The organism is uncultured Clostridium sp. (assembly GCF_937920395.1).
Taxonomy (GTDB): Bacteria; Bacillota; Clostridia; order Clostridiales; family Clostridiaceae; genus Clostridium_AD.
In genome coordinates, this window is record NZ_CALEVF010000170.1 from 1 (window position 1) to 19,571 (window position 19,571).

18 protein-coding genes are annotated in these 19,571 nt (G+C 30.6%); 12 read left to right on the forward strand and 6 right to left on the reverse strand.

The genetic code is table 11. The annotated features are described in order from the left end of the window. Positions 1-63 precede the first annotated feature (63 nt). The 6 genes from Q0649_RS11185 (at position 64) to Q0649_RS11210 (ending at position 6,041) form a co-directional block, all read left to right on the forward strand. Complete coding sequence (locus Q0649_RS11185; RefSeq protein ID WP_298841658.1) at positions 64-738, forward strand: response regulator transcription factor; 675 nt, start codon at positions 64-66, stop codon at positions 736-738. Positions 739-884: 146 nt separating this feature from the next. Beyond that, entirely contained in the window at positions 885-1,754 is an 870-nt protein-coding gene (locus tag Q0649_RS11190) for a HAMP domain-containing sensor histidine kinase (protein WP_298841660.1), read from the forward strand. Between the two features lie 109 nt (positions 1,755-1,863). Further along, entirely contained in the window at positions 1,864-2,637 is a 774-nt protein-coding gene (locus Q0649_RS11195; protein WP_298841663.1) for an ABC transporter ATP-binding protein, read from the forward strand. Then, on the forward strand, positions 2,624-4,531 hold the full coding sequence (locus tag Q0649_RS11200; RefSeq protein ID WP_298841666.1) for an FtsX-like permease family protein: 1,908 nt from the start codon (positions 2,624-2,626) through the stop codon (positions 4,529-4,531). Before Q0649_RS11195 ends, Q0649_RS11200 begins: the two co-directional genes overlap by 14 nt. A 103-nt stretch (positions 4,532-4,634) precedes the next feature. Beyond that, on the forward strand, positions 4,635-5,003 hold the full coding sequence (locus Q0649_RS11205; RefSeq protein ID WP_298841669.1) for a hypothetical protein: 369 nt from the start codon (positions 4,635-4,637) through the stop codon (positions 5,001-5,003). 393 nt (positions 5,004-5,396) lie between these two features. Then, positions 5,397-6,041, forward strand: a complete 645-nt coding sequence (locus tag Q0649_RS11210; RefSeq protein WP_298841671.1) for an AAA family ATPase — start codon at positions 5,397-5,399, stop codon at positions 6,039-6,041. Between the two features lie 35 nt (positions 6,042-6,076). Here Q0649_RS11210 and Q0649_RS11215 read toward each other — a convergent pair whose 3' ends face one another. Then, positions 6,077-7,459 (reverse strand): amino acid permease, encoded by a 1,383-nt coding sequence (locus Q0649_RS11215; RefSeq protein ID WP_298841674.1) that lies wholly within the window; start codon positions 7,457-7,459, stop codon positions 6,077-6,079. Positions 7,460-7,659: 200 nt separating this feature from the next. Between Q0649_RS11215 and Q0649_RS11220 the strand changes: the two genes are divergently transcribed. The 3 genes from Q0649_RS11220 to Q0649_RS11230 all read left to right on the forward strand — a co-directional run bounded on the left by Q0649_RS11220 (position 7,660) and on the right by Q0649_RS11230 (position 10,326). After that, on the forward strand, positions 7,660-8,100 hold the full coding sequence (locus Q0649_RS11220) for a MarR family winged helix-turn-helix transcriptional regulator (protein ID WP_298841677.1): 441 nt from the start codon (positions 7,660-7,662) through the stop codon (positions 8,098-8,100). Next, positions 8,093-9,328 (forward strand): MFS transporter, encoded by a 1,236-nt coding sequence (locus Q0649_RS11225; RefSeq protein WP_298841680.1) that lies wholly within the window; start codon positions 8,093-8,095, stop codon positions 9,326-9,328. Before Q0649_RS11220 ends, Q0649_RS11225 begins: the two co-directional genes overlap by 8 nt. 128 nt (positions 9,329-9,456) lie before the next feature. Continuing rightward, entirely contained in the window at positions 9,457-10,326 is an 870-nt protein-coding gene (locus Q0649_RS11230) for a LysR family transcriptional regulator (RefSeq protein ID WP_298841683.1), read from the forward strand. A gap of 114 nt (positions 10,327-10,440) precedes the next feature. On the opposite strand, the gene Q0649_RS11235 is transcribed toward Q0649_RS11230, so the two are convergent. Then, on the reverse strand, positions 10,441-12,126 hold the full coding sequence (locus Q0649_RS11235) for a ribulokinase (RefSeq protein ID WP_298841686.1): 1,686 nt from the start codon (positions 12,124-12,126) through the stop codon (positions 10,441-10,443). A 168-nt stretch (positions 12,127-12,294) separates the two neighbouring features. Between Q0649_RS11235 and Q0649_RS11240 the strand changes: the two genes are divergently transcribed. The 3 genes from Q0649_RS11240 (at position 12,295) to Q0649_RS11250 (ending at position 15,484) form a co-directional block, all read left to right on the forward strand. Further along, positions 12,295-13,380 carry a GntR family transcriptional regulator gene (locus tag Q0649_RS11240; RefSeq protein ID WP_298841689.1) on the forward strand — a complete coding sequence of 362 codons (1,086 nt, stop codon included), beginning with the start codon at positions 12,295-12,297 and terminating at the stop codon, positions 13,378-13,380. Positions 13,381-13,582: 202 nt separating this feature from the next. Further along, complete coding sequence (locus Q0649_RS11245) at positions 13,583-14,860, forward strand: sugar porter family MFS transporter (RefSeq protein WP_298841708.1); 1,278 nt, start codon at positions 13,583-13,585, stop codon at positions 14,858-14,860. Between the two features lie 135 nt (positions 14,861-14,995). Continuing rightward, on the forward strand, positions 14,996-15,484 hold the full coding sequence (locus Q0649_RS11250) for a DUF6803 family protein (RefSeq protein WP_298841692.1): 489 nt from the start codon (positions 14,996-14,998) through the stop codon (positions 15,482-15,484). 103 nt (positions 15,485-15,587) lie between these two features. Here the strand turns inward: Q0649_RS11250 and Q0649_RS11255 are convergent, their stop codons facing one another. The 4 genes from Q0649_RS11255 to Q0649_RS11270 form a co-directional block, all read right to left on the reverse strand. Beyond that, positions 15,588-15,803: a CsbD family protein gene (locus Q0649_RS11255; RefSeq protein ID WP_298841697.1), complete on the reverse strand. Its 216-nt coding sequence runs from the start codon at positions 15,801-15,803 to the stop codon at positions 15,588-15,590. 261 nt (positions 15,804-16,064) lie between these two features. Continuing rightward, complete coding sequence (gene fucO, locus Q0649_RS11260) at positions 16,065-17,216, reverse strand: lactaldehyde reductase (protein ID WP_298841700.1); 1,152 nt, start codon at positions 17,214-17,216, stop codon at positions 16,065-16,067. A gap of 172 nt (positions 17,217-17,388) precedes the next feature. Next, positions 17,389-18,207 carry a rhamnulose-1-phosphate aldolase gene (gene rhaD, locus Q0649_RS11265; RefSeq protein ID WP_298841702.1) on the reverse strand — a complete coding sequence of 273 codons (819 nt, stop codon included), beginning with the start codon at positions 18,205-18,207 and terminating at the stop codon, positions 17,389-17,391. A gap of 254 nt (positions 18,208-18,461) precedes the next feature. Further along, entirely contained in the window at positions 18,462-19,220 is a 759-nt protein-coding gene (locus Q0649_RS11270) for a DeoR/GlpR family DNA-binding transcription regulator (protein WP_298841705.1), read from the reverse strand. Positions 19,221-19,571: the final 351 nt, after the last annotated feature.

The following is a 19,571-nucleotide window of genomic DNA, read 5'->3' on the forward strand; positions in this document are numbered from 1 at the left end:
TCGTGGTTAGTATGACTGAATTATTATCAATGCTTACAACTACATTATACGAGGGAGGATATTATGTATAAAATATTAGTAATTGAAGATGAAGAGAAAATCAGAGATATAATAAAAGATTCCCTAGGTAAATGGGGGTTTGACGTCTATGCTATCGATAACTTCAATAATGTATTTGAAGAATTTGCAAGGATAAATCCTCAGCTTGTTCTTATGGATGTAAATCTGCCTGCTTTTGATGGGTTTTATTGGTGCAATAAGATTAGAAATGTTTCTAAGGTGCCAGTCATATTTTTATCTTCTAGAAGTACAAATATGGATGTTATTATGGCTGTGAATATGGGCGCGGATGATTATATTACAAAACCTTTTTCTATGGATATACTTATGGCAAAAATAAATGCAATTTTACGTAGAACCTATTCTTATGGAGGTACAAGTATGGATACCATTGAGTATAAAGGAGCCATGCTATCACTAAAAGATAACACATTATATTTTAGTGAAAAATTTATTGAACTAACTAAAAATGAATTTAGAATATTATACATATTAATGAAAAAACATGAAAACATAGTAAGCAGAGAGGCTATAATGCAAGAGCTTTGGCAAGATGAAAATTTCATCGATGACAATACATTAACAGTTAATATAAATAGACTTAGAAAAAAGCTAAAGGAAATTGGCCTTATAGATTTTATTAAGACTATTATAAATCAAGGATATGTTATTAAATGAGGGTTACTAAATATTTAAAGGAAAACCTTAGGCTTTTAGTATTTTATTTTATTCTCATGTCTTTTATTATATTAACTATATGTTTTGACAGAAGGAACCGTGTACTTACTTCTAATGTATTTTATATTATATTTGTTTCATTTTTTATGCTAATAATTTATATGAGCATAGATTATTATGAGCAATCACAGAATATTAAAAAGCTTTTATTCGTAAAGGATTCAGAGGATAAAACTCCTATTTTGCCAAGTCCAATGGACTATAGAGATGAAATATATGGCCAGATAATTCAGGCGATTTATGAAGATTTCATGAAAATGGCAAAAACCGCAGAAATAGATTTTAAAGAAAATGCAGAGTTTATGACTGCTTGGGTTCATGAAATTAAAACACCAATTACCACCTCAAAGTTACTGCTTGAAAGTGGAAATGAAGCTCGCGAATCTTTAAAGGAAGAAATTGAAAAGATTGAGGATTATGTTGAAAAGGTACTTTATTATTCTAGAAGTAATAGTTTTTCACAGGATTATATTCTTTCACAGGTGAGTATTAACAAATTAATTAGCGAAAGTATTAAAAAACATTCAATTATATTTATTAAAAAGCATATTAAATTAATAAATAAAGTCCCCGAAACGCTTGTAATAGATACTGATAAAAAGTGGCTGATTTTCATAATTGATCAACTTCTATCAAACTCATTAAAATATACTAGTAATGGTGGAAGCATAATATTTAAAACATCTGAGGCCACAAAAGAAGTTTTATTAATAGTAGAAGATACTGGAATAGGTATTAAAAGTGAAGATATAAATAAAATTTTTAAAAAGTCTTTTACAGGGGCTAATGGAAGAAATGAAAACTTAAAAGCCAGTGGAATGGGACTGTACCTAGCACAAAAGATTGCTAAAAAGCTTGCCCATTATATTACCCTAGAATCAGAATATGGCATAGGAACCAAGGTGATTATTCATTTTCTAAAGTGGAATGATTATTATGATGTTACAAAAATGTAAGGTGTAGGAGCAAAATGTAAGTCGAAGCGATGGCTGTATATTTTGCTTTTTTGTATACTAAGATTACAAGACATATTCAAAGTAATTAATATTAATGGGGGTATTTATAATGGAGGTCGTATTGAGAATAGAAAATCTAAAAAAAGTTTATGGATCAAAATTTGGAGGGGCAAAATATACAGCACTTGATAGTATAAATTTGAAAGTAGAAAATGGTGAATTTGTAGCAATAATGGGACCATCTGGCTCAGGAAAAACAACTTTTTTAAATGTAATATCAACTATTGATAAACCAACTTCAGGGAGTGTTTTAATTAATGGTGAGGATATAACCAAGCTAAAGGAGCCCAATTTATCTAAATTTAGAAGAGAAAAGCTAGGATTTATTTTTCAAGACTTTAATTTACTTGATACTATGACGCTAAAGGAGAATATTGTATTACCCTTAGCTTTATCTAAAGTTCCTTATAAGGATATAAAGACAAAGCTTCTAGAAATAAGCATTAAGCTTGGCATTAATGATATATTAAATAAATATCCGTGTGAGGTATCAGGTGGGCAAAAGCAAAGAGCAGCTGCAGCAAGAGCAATGATTACGCAGCCTTCTATGGTACTTGCTGATGAACCTACAGGTGCTTTAGATTCTAAATCTTCTAAGGAATTACTTAATTGCCTTGGAAATTTAAATGATAAAAACAAAGCTACAATTATTATGGTTACGCATGATGCTTTTGCAGCATCTTATTGCAAACGAATTATATTTATTAAAGATGGTAAATTATTTAATGAAATTTATAAAGGTGACAAATCAAGGAAGGATTTCTATCAAAATATATTGAAGATTCTTTCAGTCATAGGAGGGGATACAGATGACCTTAATTAGTATGGCTGTAAACAATATAAAGAAAAACTTTAAAAATTATTGGGCATTTTTTATAAGTTCCACTTTTAGTGTTTTTGCATTATATCTTTTTATGTCTATTATAAATAATAAGGATGTAAAACTTCAATTAGGCGATATAAAAAGCAGTATGGGTTTATTTGTTATAGCCGCATATATGATTGCAGCTTTTTCAGCATTTTTTATATGGTATTCTAATTCTTTCATTATAAAGTCAAGAAAAAAAGAGTTCGCAACTTATATGTTACTAGGTATGTCTAAAAAACAGACCGCAATATTAAACTTTATAGAAAATCTTATAACTATAGCCCTTGCCTTTTGCAGCGGAATTGCTTTAGGATTGATTTTCAATAAATTTTTTATAATGTTATTATATGTAATGATAAGAGCTACAGGTGTTGTGACTTTTCAGATTAGTTTTGAAGCTTTAAAAATTTGCTCTATATTATTTGGAGTTATGTTTATAATAATTACTATTCATAGTTCTATGCTGATATATAGAGATAACCTTATAGACCTTTTTAATTCATCAAAGAAAGCTGAAAAAGGATTGAAAGTATCATTTTTAACTTTTATAATAGGGATCATTTCTATAGTCTCATTAGGTTATGGATATTATATGGCTATTAAAAAGCTCTCTAATAATTTTTCTATAGCTCCTCTAGTAGTATTATTAGTTGTTATAGGTACTATATTATTCTTTACAAGTTTTATTTCTTTAATTATTTATATTAATAAAAAGAATGAAAAAGGTCTCTTTAAAGGAACAAAACTCATATATATTTCACAGCTTTATTATAGATACAAAGGGAATGTAAGTACACTAAGTGTGATAGCAGTTACAACTACGATAGCTCTTTGTGCCATGATTTTCTGCTTTGGACTTTTTGATAAAGTAGAAGTGAACTCAAGAAACATGAGACCATTTTCTGTAGAATATGCAAATGGTAATAATACAGATGCAATTTTTAATAATACAATTAAGTATCATAAAGAAATCTCGGTTGTATATAAGGATAGTATGGAGTTTCTTCTCGTAAAAGCTAAAAACCCGATCTTTGGCACTTACGATACATTTTTAGTTCTAGATGAAAGCAAATTTAATGAAGTTAATAGCCATGAAAAGTCGGGTATAAAAATAAATTTAAAAAACGATAAAGATTGCTATTTTTTTCAAATAGCTTCAGGTGTTCCTGATAAAAGTGTGATTGGTAAAGATGTTAAATTGGAGAGTGCAAATAAAGACTATAACCTAAAAATAGCTTGTACTGGTATAACATACTTCATGGCACTTGATGACTCTAAATCGACGTTCATTGTAAGGGACAGTGTTTATTCTCAGATTAAGGGTACAATTTCTAAAGAAAGTACTTATAAAGTAACGGGATATATACTTAATAACGATTTTATTTCACAAAATTTTATAAAGGATCTAAAAAGTGAAATACCAGCGCAAAATAAGCTTTTAACATTTTATGATCATTTTATGGATGGCCTAAAGTTAACTGGGATGATGAGCTTCATTGGATTATTCATTGGAGTACTATTTGTTACAGCTACAGGAAGCATTATATATTTTAAAATGTCTATGGAAGCTGCCCAGGATAGAAATAAATTCATAATTCTTAGAAAAATAGGGGTTAGCACATCTGAAATAACAAAGGCTGTTTCAAAGGAACTTATGATTTTATTTGGAGCACCCTTGGTTGTGGCATCAATAAATACTTTTGTTGCTTCAATTCCACTTGGTAAAATGATGGGATTTGATATTACTAAGGAACTTATTATTATGATTTTGGCTTATGCTCTGCTTTATAGTATATATTATTTAATAACCTTAAAATCGTATATTAAAACTGTAAATAGCTCATTTTAATACGTAACGTTTAGCAAATTCACTTCTCTTATAAAAATCACCAGTTACATTTTAATTGTTCCTACATATTATAAATTGTAATCAATTTTATGGAGATTTCTATATGAGCGAAATAAATGAACAAGTACCAAGTACAATGATACCAATAGTGGCGGAAGAATATAATTATTGTATGTACTGTCCAATAATGTGTGCAAATGCTTACATGTTACCTGAGCAAATGATGCGTGAATACAATAGTGAAAGTTCTGAATATGAAGAAGGATATCGACCTGGAGGAAGTCACGGACCAGGTCATGGACCCGGACCAAATCATGGACCAGGTTACGGACATAAGATATGGCACGTACATGGTGGATATTACGGGAACAAATACTATAAAGATATTAATTACTTTTATTATCTTAACTCCTTTTATCATCTTTACTATCCGTATGATCCATACTTTGATTATTATTATAATACCTATTAAGAAATGTCGATTGTTACCTATATAGCATAATAGTCAACAGTGATACTAATTTATAAAATAACTTTATGGTACAGCTAATATGCCGATAAAGGCCGGCTACATATTGAGATAAATATGTAGCCGGTTTTAAATTATTGTTAATAAGATAAATAATTATTAGATTGTGACAGTTATATTTATAAGATTGTACAGCATATTCCAATTGTGTTATATTTGTATTAAGTAATTCATTATTTACTAAAAGAGTAAATAATGAATTACCCTGGATTCGAGGTTATATATGGAAATTATTCATAGTTAGCTAGAGGTGTCAGGTAATTAACGAATTACAACAAAGGTTAAGTACACTAAAATAAAAGAGTATTTTAATAATACATACGGGAGGGGATAAATATGAATAAATCAAATATTATAATAACAATCGACCGTCAGAGCGGAAGCGGTGGAAAAGAAATGGGTGAAAGATTAAGTGAAAAGCTAAAATTTTCATATTATGATGATGAGATAGTGAGAGAAGCAGCAAAAGACTTGAAGACTTCTGTTGAGGACATGCAATCATATGATGAGAAGCAAGATGGTATATGGAAAAATATATTGTCATATTCTGAACATGGTAACCTAGCATCTTTTTCAGACGTAGAAATAATTACAGACTATAAAGCACATAAAGCAGAGTCAAATGTTATTATGAAAGTTGCGAAAGAAAAATCAGCAGTAATAATAGGAAGAGCAGCGTCTTCTATTCTTCGCAATCATCCTAGATGCGTAAGTATTTTTTTGCATGCTGATGTGGATTATCGTAAAAAACGTACTAGGGAATCGTATAATATAACAGGAGATGAAGCAGAGTACTTAAATGAAAAAATTGATAAGCAAAGATTAAAATATTACAAGGTGTTTACAGAAACAGATATGTATAATGCATGCAAGTATGATTTGTCAATAAATACAGGTGAATTGGGAATTGAAAAAAGTGAAGCCTTAATAATGGAGTATTTGAAAGAAAGGTTTGGAGATGAATTGTTAAAATCTAAATAATGTAGTTAAAAAGAAGGTTATTTAACCTTCTTTTTTTAGTGAATTAAAGATTTACAGCCTTTTTTTAACTTATAAGCAATATACAATATTATAACCCAAGCTGGACACAAATATAATGCATACACAAAATCAGGAAGAAAAGCCATAAGTATTACAATCATAGCCATAAAAGCTATACAAATATAATTTGAATAAGGGAAGAAGGGAAGCTTAAATTCAAGTTTTTGGGCTTCAACAGGACCAATTTTATGTCTGAATTTAATTTGAGTGATCATAATCATTGTCCAGTTGAGTATTCCTGCGATAGTTGCAATTGATATTAAATATAAGAATACCTTACCGGGTATTAAAAAATTTAATACAACTGCTATTGCTGTAAATAATGAGGAAACAAGTATTCCTACATATGGAGTACCTCGTTTACTTACTTTTGATAGTACTTTTGGTGCATTACCCTGAAGCGAAAGACTGTAAAGCATACGTCCATTACTGTATAGTCCACTGTTATAAGCTGAAAGTGCAGCTGTTAAAACTACAAAATTTAAGATTGTAGCAGCACTTGATATACCCATTTTAGAAAAAATCAAAACGAATGGGCTGCCTTGTGTTCCTACCATGTTCCAAGGGTAGAGACACATTAAAATCAATAATGCACCTACATAGAATATGAGTATTCTATATACAACTTGATTTATTGCCTTAGGTATAGTCTTCGATGGATTATCAGCTTCCCCTGCAGTGATGCCTATTAGTTCAACTCCACCAAAAGAGAATACAACAACTACTAGTGAAGTGAGAACACCCCAGATTCCATTTGGCATAAATCCGCCATGTGTCCAAAGATTACTTATGCCTGTAGCTACTCCATGATTTCCTATTCCAAACAACACAATAAATATACCAAAAACGATCATTAAAATGATTGCTGCAACTTTAATAATTGTAAACCAGAATTCAATTTCACCATATGCGCGAACGCTGGCAACATTAATTAATGTAATTACTACTAAAAAGATAGCACTTGAAATCCATATTGCTATGTTTGGGAACCAATAATTAACATAAATGCCGACTACCGATAATTCTGCCATGCTGACAACTATATAATTAAACCAGTAGTTCCAGCCTGCAAAAAATCCTGGGAATTCTCCCCAATATTCATTTGCATAATAACTAAATGAACCAGATACAGGATTATGAACGGACATTTCTCCAAGGCCACGCATTATCAAGTAAATGATAATTCCACCAATAATATAAGCTAGTGAAATTGCTGGCCCAGCCATTTTAATAGTAGTCCCAGAACCGTAGAAAAGTCCTGTTCCGATAGCACCTCCAAGTGCAATCATCTGAATATGTCTATTTTTTAAACTTCTATGTAGTTTGCCTCGATTTAATTCTTTATCAGTGGTACTCATAATATATTCTCCTCAATAAAGTTTATTTGAAAATTTTCATCTTCTCATATATCTAAAATAGAGTAAGACTATTTCCTATTATACTCTAAAAATCTATCTTAAATTCAAAAATAATTTTAGAAAGTATAAATTGAATTATTGACATTTTAGCAGAAAGAATATATAGTTGCATAGGCAATCATTTTAAAGGAGGCAATTTTTTGACGGATTATTATGAATTTTTTCATCAACTTTTAAAACTTTCTAGAAATGTTGTTAGCGACTTCAATAAGAAAAGTAGTGTACATAACCTTCATCATTCTCAGTGGAGAATTATATGCTTTTTAAAAGAAGCTGGTCCTTCTACGCTTGTGGAAATTGCTACTTATTTAAGTGTAGAAAAATCTTCAGTTACTCGGGCTGTATATCGTCTAAGCAAGAGTGAATTCATTAAGGAAGTGTCAGGAAAGGATAAGAGGGAAAGAAGAATCAAACTAAGTGATTTAGGAGAAGAAGCATATGTTTTAGGTTACGCAATTGCAGTGAAATTTGACTGCCATGCTATGAGAGGTATTTCAAAGGAGGAGCTAGAAACTACATTTCAAGTGTTACTAAAGATAAAAGACAATATAAAAAATGAACCTGGAGGAAAAAATGAATAAAACAAAACTATGGTCTAAAGATTTTACAATTATTACGATAACTACATTTTTTGTTTATCTAACTTTTTACTTATTAATGACTACACTTACTGTTTATGCTATTAAACAATTTAGTGCATCGCAAAGCCAAGCTGGACTTGCTTCTAGCATGTTCGTCATTGGTGCACTTTTTTCACGTATTCTAGTAGGAAAATATATTGAAATAATTGGACGTAGGAAATTAATGCTCACAGGCCTCATTTTATTTTTAATCGCGTCTATATCATATTTTACAGCAGATAATTTGAACTTATTATTAGTTGTTCGTTTTGTACATGGAGCAGTTTTTGGTATTGCAGCTACAGCAATGGCAACAGCTATAATGGATATTATGCCTAGTGAACGTCGTGGAGAAGGAACAAGTTACTATTCATTAAGTATAACGCTTGCATCGGCAATTGGACCTTTCTTAGGACTTTATATTACTCAACATGCAAAGTTTGATTCAATATTTGTTGCTTGTACTGCTTTTTCATTAATCAGTATCGTTGTTATTTTATTTGCAAATATTCCTGAAGCAAAATTAACAAAGAAGCAGATTGAAGGTATGAAAGAATTTAAATTGCATGATTTCTTTGAGAAAAAAGCTATTCCTATTTCAATTGTTGCATTTATTATGGGTATAGCTTACTCAGGAATTCTATCTTATATTAATTCATATGCACTTGAAATTAACTTAACACAAGCCGCGAGTTTCTTTTTCCTTGTATACTCTGCAGTTTGTCTCATTTCAAGACCACTTACTGGTGAGCTTCTAGATGGTAAAGGGGATAATACTGTAATGTATCCTTCACTAATATTATTTGTTTTGGGTTTAGGATTAATTAGTCAAGCTAGTAATGGTTTCAGTTTTTTGTTAGCAGGAGCATTAATAGGTCTTGGTTATGGAACTGTCTATACATGTACCCAGGCCATTGCGGTAAAAGTATCGCCTAAACATAGAGTAGGACTTGCTACTTCAACTTTTTTTATAATGATGGATGCAGGAATAGGTGTTGGCCCTTTATTAATAGGAACTATAGTACCTATGGTTGGTTTTCGTGGAATGTATATGACACTCGCTACTATTGTGTTTTTGTCTATCTTTTTGTACTATTTTATACACGGGAAAAAATCATCATTTATACAGCAACATTTAATTGAAAAACAAGAAATAGAGCTATATAATATAGATGAAATAACTTCATAATTAAATCAAAAAAAGGGGGTTATTGTTTTTTATTCAAAAAACAATGACTCCTTTGATATTAAAAAGGTAAATTTAAAAAATAGTGTAAAAAACTTTACATTATCTCAATTTTCTAGGAGCTGTGATATATGAACATAAGAGATTTAGAATATTTTTATTATTTATGTCAAAATAAGAGTTTTACAAAAACTGCAGAAATGCTTTTTGTTTCTCAGCCTTCAATAACAATGTCACTAAATAAGATGGAAAAAGAACTAGGAGAAAAACTTATAATTAGGAATCATTCTAAAGCACAACTTTCATTAACTGAAGCTGGAGAAATTTTTGAGAAACGAGCACATAATGCACTACATGAAATAAGAGAAGCAAAACTTGAAATATCAAGATTAGGTGGTGCAAAAATAAAATTAGGTGTTCCTCCAATTATAGGTGCTTATTTTTTGCCATCATTTATGAAAGAATTAGATGCAAATGGTCTTTTGGAATATATTGAACTGGTTGAGACAGGTTCCACCGTGATGAAAGATTTATTAGCCACTGGTGAAGTTGATATTGCATTAATAGGTTCAAGTACACCTATTAATAATAATGATCTCAATACCACTATTTTAAAAAAAGACCAATTTATGGTTTGTACGAGTAATAATCATCTACTTTCAAATAAACATAAAATCAACTTTAATGAGCTTAAAGATGAGCGTTTTATAGTCTTAGGTGATTCATATATTCATAATAAAATATTAAAAGATCTTTGTTTAAAGAATGGTATTTCAACGAAGAATTTCTATTATACAGCTGAAATACAAACTGCAAAGTCGCTAATAGCTTCTGGAATTGGTATAGGGATAATGATTAATATGGCAGTAGAAAATATGATATCAATAAAAACAATATCTTTAGTTCCTGCTATAAATTTTTATATATCTATTGCTGTAAAAAAAGAACATTATATGACATCAAAAGAAAAAAAGATAATAGAAATCATGCTTACAAAATAAACAATGGTAAGCATGATTATGTGTTCCAAGTAATTTACAGTAAATGCAGCTATATTATAATAAGTTGCATTAGAATATTATTCTTATATAAAATATTGAAACCTCTAACATAATTTAACCCTCCTTCGATACAGATTCCTTAATCTTCTTCAAGTGTTTCATTACATCATTTGCACCACGACCAAAGTAATCATGTAATTTTACATACTCTTTATAAATTGCTTCATAAGCCTTTACATTTTCTGGAATCGGTTTTATTGAGTTTTCTTTAAGTCTTGCCATTTTCTTTGATGCCTCTTGTATAGTATCATATCCAAAAGCTTCCGTGCCAGCAGCAACGGCTGCAAACATTGCGGCTCCAATTGCAGGTGCTTGATGATGCTCTGATATAAACATTTCTTTATTAGTAACATCAGCATAAATTTGATTTAACATTTGATTTCTGTGAGGTAACCCACCACAAACCGTTAAAGTGTCAATTGGAACACCATTTTCTTCAAAAGTATCTATGATCAAACGTTTACCAAATGCTGTAGCTTCGATTAAAGCCCTATATATTTCTTCTGGTTTTGTATCCATATTCATTCCAAGTACTAGACCAGTTAAATCCGTATCTACTAGTATTGAACGATTCCCATTCCACCAATCTAATGCTATTAATCCACTCTCACCAATTTTTAGCTTATTAGCCTTTGCTTCAAGTAACTGGTGAATATTTAAGCCCTTTTTCTCTGCCTCTTTGAAATACCTTTCTGGAACCTGGTTATCAACAAACCATCCAAAAATATCTCCAACTGCATTCTGACCAGATTCATAAGCATAAAATCCTGGTACAGCACCATCTTTAACTACACCACACATACCAGGTACTGGTATTTCTTTTTCTCCAAGTGTGATATCACATGTAGATGTACCCATAATATTAAGCATTGTTCTTGGTTTTACAACTCCAGTTGGTGCAACTGAAACATGAGCATCCACATTTCCAACTCCTACTGCAATTCCTACATTTAAACCGGTAGCCTTAGCTATCTTTTCAAGAAGTCCACCTGCTTTAGTTCCTACAGGATAAAACTTAGTTCCAATTTTCTCCTCTATTACATTTTCCATTAGAGGATTTAGTTCTTTAAAAAATTCATTGCTTGGAAATCCTGTCTCGGCATTCCATATTGCTTTATAACCTGCTGTTGTTGCATTCTTTATTTTATTTCCAGTTAACTGCCAAGTCAACCAATCTGTTGCTTCCATAAAGTCATCCATAGCTGCGTATACCTCAGGTGCTTCTTCAACTATTTGCATAAGTTTTGGAAATAACCATTCTGATGATATTTTACCACCATAATACTTAAGCCATGGTTCACTGCGTTTTGTGGCTATTTCATTTAATCTATCTGCTTGATCTTGCGCTGCATGATGTTTCCAAAGTTTAACCCATGCATGTGGGTTATCATGCCACTTTTTTATATTCATCAAAGGAGTACCATCATTCTTTACAGGAAGTACAGTGCATGATGTAAAATCAATAGCTACACCTATAATATCATCCTTTGAAATTGTTTTCGTTGCCGCGTTAACTGCCTCTTTAACTGTTGCTATAAAACATTCATAATAATCATTTGGATCTTGAAGCGCCCAATTGTTACCTAATTTAATTGTAGTTCCCGGTAAGGTTTCATCAATTACCGCACTTGGGTAATTTTTTACTGCAGATGATACAACTTTTCCATTATCTAAGTTTACAACCACTGCCCTTGAAGACAAAGTTCCGTAGTCAACTCCAACTGTATATTTTGTTGTCATTTTATTGACCTCCCTTTTAGTAATCGCTTTCAATACAAATTATAGTATTTATTCGTACTAATGTCAATACCCATTAATTATTTATACGTACTAATTTAAAATATCATTGTGAATGGCACTATCATCTGCTATAATACTTTATGAAATAAATTATTATAGGAGATATATATGAAACACAAATATGAAGAAGTAATAGATAAAATTATTGATTGGGCAATGACTGAAAAATACAAACCAAATGATAAACTACCAACTGAATCCGAATTAATGTCTCTCTTTAATGTAAGCAGACATACAATAAGAAGAGCTATCAGCGATTTAAATGTTCAGCAATATGTATATAGAATACAAGGTAGCGGCATATATCTTTCTGATTGGAAACAAAGCAGCATTCATTTAAAAAAGAATAAAAATATAGGGGTTCTTACAACTCATATATCAAATTATATATTTCCAGATATAATTCGAGGGATTGAAAGCACTCTATATTCAGAATCTTATTCTCTTTTATTATCATCTACTAGCAACAATATAATGTTTGAAAATAGTAATTTAAAGAATTTGCTTGCACATGAAATCGATGGTCTTATTTTAGAACCAACAAAAAGTGCGTATCAGATCCATAATTTAGAATATTTGAATAATATATTATCTAAAAATATTCCTATTATTATGATTAATGCTTCCTATTATGAAATTAACGTACCCAGTCTTCGGGTTAATGATTTTAATGGTGGCACGATTGCAACTAAGCACTTAATTTCTCTAGGTCACACTAATATAACAGGTATATTTAAAGTTGATGATTCCCAAGGTATTCATAGAATGAATGGGTTTATTACAGAATGTCAAAAAAATGAAATTCCGCCATCGACAAATCAAATTTTAACTTACCTTTCAGAAGAAGTAGAAACAATACTTCCGCAAAGAATAGAACTTCTGCTCAAATCTTACAATCGTCCTACAGGAATATTTTGTTATAATGATGAAATTGCATATATGGTATTAAGTATTGCACATAAATTAAAAATAAGAATTCCAGAAGACCTATCAATTATTGGCTTTGATGATTCGATGCTCTCAAGAATTATGGATCCAAAACTAACCACCATTACACATCCAAAAGAACAAATGGGTAAGGACGCTGCTAATTTAATAATAAAATTAATTAATAATAATAATAAATTTGACGACAGTGATTCTATATTATATCAACCGACTCTTGTTATTCGAGATTCAACAACATCACATTAAAAATAAAACATAACTATAAACCATAAACCACAAGCTATTTTAAGATATTATAGTGGTTTATGGTTTATTTTTGTTTATTTGTACCTATAAATGTTATATTATTATTGACATTTGTACGTATATATATTATCATAATCTTGTAATCGCTTGCAAAACTGATAATAAAAAATAATAAAATGATAAATATAACATATGAGGAGCCATTGGTTCGCTTCAAAAGCTATATAATTTAACACCAATGATGGAAGGTCTAGTAATTTCAAGTATTATGATTGGTGGTGTTGCTGGTGTTGGTATTTCTGGATTTTTAGGTGATTTCATCGGCAGAAAAAAAGTATTAATGTTTGCTGCTGCTTTATTTGGAATATCGGCTCTAGCATCTGCTCTATCACATTCAGTAGAAGCTTTAATTATTGCTCGAATAATTGGAGGTCTAGGTATTGGTATGGCTTCAGCGTTATCCGTAACTTATATTACAGAATGTGCACCACCTGCAATTCGTGGTAGACTTTCTGCCCTCTATCAATTATTCACAATATCAGGAATGTGCCTTACATACTTCATGAACCTATGGATTGTAAATATGGGTAGTGATGCTTGGCTTACAACAACTGGATGGCGCTGGATGCTTGCTTGTGGTATATTCCCATCTTTTGTATTCTTACTAACATTATTTTTCGTTCCAGAAAGTCCACGTTATTTAGTAAAAGCAGGAAAATTAGATCAGGCTGCTGCTGTACTTAATAAAATTAATGGGCCTGTAATTGGAAAACAAGAATTTAATTCCATTTCCAATTCATTAATAGTTGAAAAAAGTTCGTCACTTAAACAACTTTTCAAACCAGGACTTCGTAAAGCTTTAGTAATTGGAATTTTCCTTGCCATCTTTAATCAAGCAGTTGGTATGAATTCAATTACATATTATGGCCCTAAAATTTTTGAAATGATAGGTTTTAAAACTAATTCAAGTTTTCTCGCTACAAGCGTTGTAGGTGTTGTAGACGTTTTAGCTACAATCCTCGCTATGTTCTTAATAGATAAAATTGGGCGTAAGAAGTTAATGTCTATCGGCTCTGCATTAATGGCTATCTTTATGTTATTCATAGGCCTCGCCTTCTATACGCATTACTCAAATGGTATGGTTATTTTATTCTTAATTCTCGGTTTTGTAGCATCATTTTGTATTTCAATGGGTCCAATTCCTTGGATTATGATTACCGAAATATTTCCTAATTATTTAAGAGCAAGAGCAACAGGCATCGCAACTATGTTCCTATGGGGTGCTAACTGGGCAATCGGACAATTTACTCCAATGCTGCTTAGTAGTATTGGTGGTGCATTTACCTTTTGGATATTTTGCGGATTAAATGTTCTTTGCTTTATATTCGTTACAACGTCAGTTCCCGAAACCAAAAACAAATCATTAGAGGAGATTGAAAAATTCTGGATTCCTAAAAACAAGGAAAAAGAGGTTGCTTAAATCTAATTGATTTATTATTACAAAATATAATATTGTCATTAATAATTATCTTAAACCAGTAAATCTTCATAAAATCTACACAACTTATTATTATTATAGACTTAAAAAAATATAGATGAAAGAAGGATGATTATATTGAATATGACACATTATATGGCATTATTAACAAACAACCAGCCTTGGAATTTGATTATTTTTATGGCATTACCAGTTATTATGGCAGAGGCATTGACAATTAGTGAATTTTTTATTATTTTCAATAAAATTAAGCACGGTGGCATTAGAACATTTAATAAAATTGTTGGTATATTTGATGGATTCTACTTTACAGGGATTTTTATATACTTAGTTATAACCGCCGCTATCCCTCTTACACTAAGTGCTGGTTGGCATATCTGGGTGGATGTTGTCGCTGTTGGTTTTTATCTAAGCGGTGTTATTTTCCTCTTACCAATTGCACTAATGGAGCTTGGTATTATTTTTAAGAAAAAAACTTTAGAAGAGAAAATGAAAATTCATTTTCTTCTTATAAGTGGTTTTTTAGTTGTAGCACATATTGCTATGATTTTTGGTATGGTAAATCCTGAAATAATTAATAAGATGCCTGGCATGCCAGGTATGTAGCAAACTCAACCAATATATTCAAATAAACAAAAAACTTCGGTTATATTATCCGAAGTTTTTTCCTTAATTTTCTTTATCCAAACTAAATTTTTCTAAAATACCTCTATTTATTTTCTTCATTCTTATCTAATGTATCATTGATTTTTTTTGCTATCTTCTCTTTAAATTCACCAAATTTTTCTTTAAACTCTCCTGTTTGTGACTGAGCCTTCCCCTTAAGTTCTGTCTCTTCACTGCCAGTAGCCTTTCCAACATTCTCCTTGGTTTTCCCCAAAATCTTATCCTTTGCACTATCAAATTTGTTTTTTAGATCTGTCATTTTACACCTCCATTTTAATTTATTGAACTTTCTTATTCATTCATATCTTTAGGATTTTATTTTTAATCTGTCATAGTATATTATTACAATACCATTACTATTCCAACATTTCAATTTTTTTATCCAATTAAATTGAATATTTTGTATACTTTAATCCATTTATATTTACTATTGCTTAATTTATTTTGTTTCCAACATATACAAAAAAAACAGTTTACCTTAGGGTAAACCATTTTTTTCACTTTAAATATACATTATTTATTAAAAAATAGATTTATATACTTCAAATATTTCTTTAACACTAGTATCTCTTGGATTACCAGGAGTACATGCGTCTGCCATAGCTGACTCAGCAAGTGCACCTAAGTCTTCCTTCTTAACTCCAATTTCTTTCAATGTCTTTGGAATTCCAACGTCTTGTGAAAGTTTCTTTACAGCATCAATAGCTGCCTTTCTATATTCTTCCTGAGACATATTATCTACATTTGGAACTCGCATTGCACGAGCTACTTCTCTATACTTTTCGCCAGTCGATCCTGCATTATATTCCATAACATAAGGTAATATTACTGCATTAGCAATACCATGTGGAGTATCATAAAAAGCGCCAAGTGGATGTGCCATTCCATGAACAAGCCCAAGTCCTACATTACTAAATCCCATACCTGCAACGTATTGGCCAAGTGCCATATCTTCTCTTCCCTTTGGTTCATTTGCTACTGCACTTCTAAGTGATCGTGAAATTATTTCAATAGCCTTTAAATGTAGAGTATCTGTTAATTCCCAAGCACCTTTTGTAATATATCCTTCAATTGCATGAGTTAAAGCATCCATACCAGTAGCAGCTGTTAATCCCTTTGGCATTGATGACATCATCTGCGCATCAACAACTGCTATAACTGGAATATCATGTGGATCTACACATACAAATTTACGTTTTCTTTCTTCATCAGTGATTACATAGTTAATAGTTACTTCTGCTGCAGTTCCAGCTGTTGTTGGTATTGCAATAATAGGCACTGATTTATTTTTAGTTACAGCTGCACCTTCAAGACCTCTTACCTCTGAAAATTCAGGATTGTTTATAATAATTCCTATAGCTTTTGCAGTATCAATAGATGAGCCTCCACCTATAGCCACTAAGTAATCAGCACCAGTTTCTTTAAACTTTGCTATACCACTTTTCACTACACTTATAGTAGGATTGGCTTTTACGCCATCAAAAATATCAAAATCTAAACCACTTTCCCTAAGTAAATCCGTTACCTTGCAAGCTACATTAAATTTTATTAAATCTTTATCAGTTACCACTAATGCTTTTTTAAAACCTCTAGTTTTAACCTCTGCAGCAATATTTCCAATTGCTCCTGCTCCTATGTAGCTTGTCTCATTTAAAACCATTCTGTTTACCATAATAATCAATCTCCTTTTAGAATATATTTTTTAATACATTATCAGCTCATCACCTGCGTCGCTATAATACAACGACTTCAGAAGGTAACTTACATTTCTTCTAAAGTTTTTTATTAAATACAGCGTTTAAAATCCACACAAACAATTAGATTAGTATTTTTCTAAAATGTCGTTAAACTAAATAGTCTTCTGAAATATTAACATTAAAATCTTTTGCTAGATCTCTAAAATTTTGAGCTGTTATTGTTTGCTTCTTTCCACCCATAGATAATACTTTAACTAAGATTTCAGCTGATTTCTCCACTGTATCCATAAGTCCAAAAGTTAAATCTAAAGTTTCTCCAGCGCAAAACATTCCATGATGTGCCCAAATTACAACATCATGTTTTTTCATTAATTTACCTGTTTCTTCTGCAATTGCAGCTCCCCCTGGAACCATCCAAGGAACTATACCTATTCCACCTGGGAATACTACAGGACATTCTGTTGCCATTTCCCACAACTGCCTAGTAAATACTTTGCCATCAAGAGGTAATACAAATGTTAAAGCTATTGCGTTTGTAGTATGTGAATGCATTATAACTCTGTAAGCTCCATTTGTTTCTTCTTTCTTTATTGAATGACTCATTAAATGTGATGTTACTTCACTTGTTGGTCTTGCTCCATTTATTAATCCCCAAACTATTTTATAATTTTCGCCTTTTTTATCAATTTTAATTATTCCTGCGTTTTCTTCTAATGAAATCGTCATATTTCTTATAAATTTTCCGCTTCCAGTTACTAAAAAATATTCATTAGCTAGGTTTTTCACAGTTACTCCAATTGGAGTGTATTCAGCATCTTTATTGATAAATCCTTTAACTGCCGTTACTTCATCCTCGGTTAATCTGTATGATATGTTTCCACCGTTTCTTTCATGCCAACCTTTAAGCCACGCGTCACTCGTAATTTTCTTAAAGTTTTGTATAAATTTCATGTTTTCTATATTCATTTTAATCTCCCACTTTCATCTTTTAATTAAGTATTTGATTTTAATATCCTACGTGCTTAGTTATTCTTAATATGTTTTACAACATCTAACTTCTTAAATTATACTTCATCTTTTTTATAAATACAATCGTTTTCTGTTGTTTTTGTTTGTTTTTTCTTGTTTTTTATTTGTTTTGCTTATTATCTTAAGTCAAAAGTTAAGAGCTACCAAAATAATTTTGATAGCTCTTTAACTTAATGTTTTATAGTTTTTTATTAATATATAATTTCGATGTTATTAGAATGTAATAATTTCAACCACTCTTCGCTCGGCGCCCTATCTGTAATGATATAATCTATATTTTCATAATCAAAAAGTTTTACAAAAGAAGTTTTATCATATTTACTATGATCAATTAATAAAATCACCTTACTAGCTTGCCTTATCATAGTATTTTTAATTTCTGCCTCTTCTTCATTTGAATCTAATATTCCTTTTTTAACATCCATCCCTTTACAACTCACAAAAGCCAAATCTACACTATATTTTCTAATAGTACTTTGTGTTATAGGACCTTGCAGTGATAATGATTTTTGTTTTATTGAGCCACCAGTTGATATAATATTTAGTTCTGATTGGTTAAGTTCACTAAGAACCTCAACTGAGTTTGTTATAACCGTTACATCACTTCTATCTCTAATTAACTTCAAAATCTCAAGTACAGTTGAACTACAATCTGCCATTATCGTACTATCTTCTTTGATAAATTCTATTGCTTTTGAGGCTATGTATACTTTTTCTTCCATATTATTCTTTGATCTTTTATAAAAAGGCATATCCTCATTTGTTATTTGAGCATTTAATATTGCCCCACCATAGCTCCTAGTAACTAAACCTTGTTGCTCTAGTTTTTCTAAGTCTCGCCTTATTGTTTCTTCTGTTACATCAAATTTTTCACTTAGCTTTGAAACATATAGTTTTTTTTCGCTTAAGGCTGTCTGCTTTATTATTTCTAACCTTTCTATTGGTAACATTTTGTTCCTCCTTGCATTAATTTTTGTCACTGAAATAAAAAAAAAGGCATCTAATTGCCCTCTATCTCTTTATATATATTGTGTTGCCACTAAATAATTACAATTATAATATTAACATAAAATAAAATCACACATAAGCTTTACTTAAATATGATTTTTGTATATAATTAGATTTGGATAAAATTATAAGCATATCATATAAACTTTATAAATCAATTTTATTATATCACATATTTTATGTCAATGTCAATGTTTTTATTAAAATAAAGATAGTGTTAACTAACTTATGAAAAAATAATAATTGGGAAAATTAGGATATATACCTCTAATTAGAAATGAAAACATACTTTA

Bases quoted from the DNA above. Each gene is read 5' to 3' on its own strand.
- Q0649_RS11185 (WP_298841658.1), top strand. From the start codon at position 64: ATGTATAAAATATTAGTAATTGAAGATGAAGAGAAAATCAGAGATATA.
- Q0649_RS11270 (WP_298841705.1), bottom strand. From the start codon at position 19,220: ATGTTACCAATAGAAAGGTTAGAAATAATAAAGCAGACAGCCTTAAGC.
- Q0649_RS11240 (WP_298841689.1), top strand. From the start codon at position 12,295: ATGAAACACAAATATGAAGAAGTAATAGATAAAATTATTGATTGGGCA.
- Q0649_RS11255 (WP_298841697.1), bottom strand. From the start codon at position 15,803: ATGACAGATCTAAAAAACAAATTTGATAGTGCAAAGGATAAGATTTTG.
- Q0649_RS11200 (WP_298841666.1), top strand. From the start codon at position 2,624: ATGACCTTAATTAGTATGGCTGTAAACAATATAAAGAAAAACTTTAAA.
- Q0649_RS11235 (WP_298841686.1), bottom strand. From the start codon at position 12,126: ATGACAACAAAATATACAGTTGGAGTTGACTACGGAACTTTGTCTTCA.
- Q0649_RS11225 (WP_298841680.1), top strand. From the start codon at position 8,093: ATGAATAAAACAAAACTATGGTCTAAAGATTTTACAATTATTACGATA.
- Q0649_RS11205 (WP_298841669.1), top strand. From the start codon at position 4,635: ATGAGCGAAATAAATGAACAAGTACCAAGTACAATGATACCAATAGTG.
- rhaD (WP_298841702.1), bottom strand. From the start codon at position 18,207: ATGAATATAGAAAACATGAAATTTATACAAAACTTTAAGAAAATTACG.
- Q0649_RS11210 (WP_298841671.1), top strand. From the start codon at position 5,397: ATGAATAAATCAAATATTATAATAACAATCGACCGTCAGAGCGGAAGC.
- Q0649_RS11195 (WP_298841663.1), top strand. From the start codon at position 1,864: ATGGAGGTCGTATTGAGAATAGAAAATCTAAAAAAAGTTTATGGATCA.
- fucO (WP_298841700.1), bottom strand. From the start codon at position 17,216: ATGGTAAACAGAATGGTTTTAAATGAGACAAGCTACATAGGAGCAGGA.
- Q0649_RS11190 (WP_298841660.1), top strand. From the start codon at position 885: ATGCTAATAATTTATATGAGCATAGATTATTATGAGCAATCACAGAAT.
- Q0649_RS11215 (WP_298841674.1), bottom strand. From the start codon at position 7,459: ATGAGTACCACTGATAAAGAATTAAATCGAGGCAAACTACATAGAAGT.
- Q0649_RS11230 (WP_298841683.1), top strand. From the start codon at position 9,457: ATGAACATAAGAGATTTAGAATATTTTTATTATTTATGTCAAAATAAG.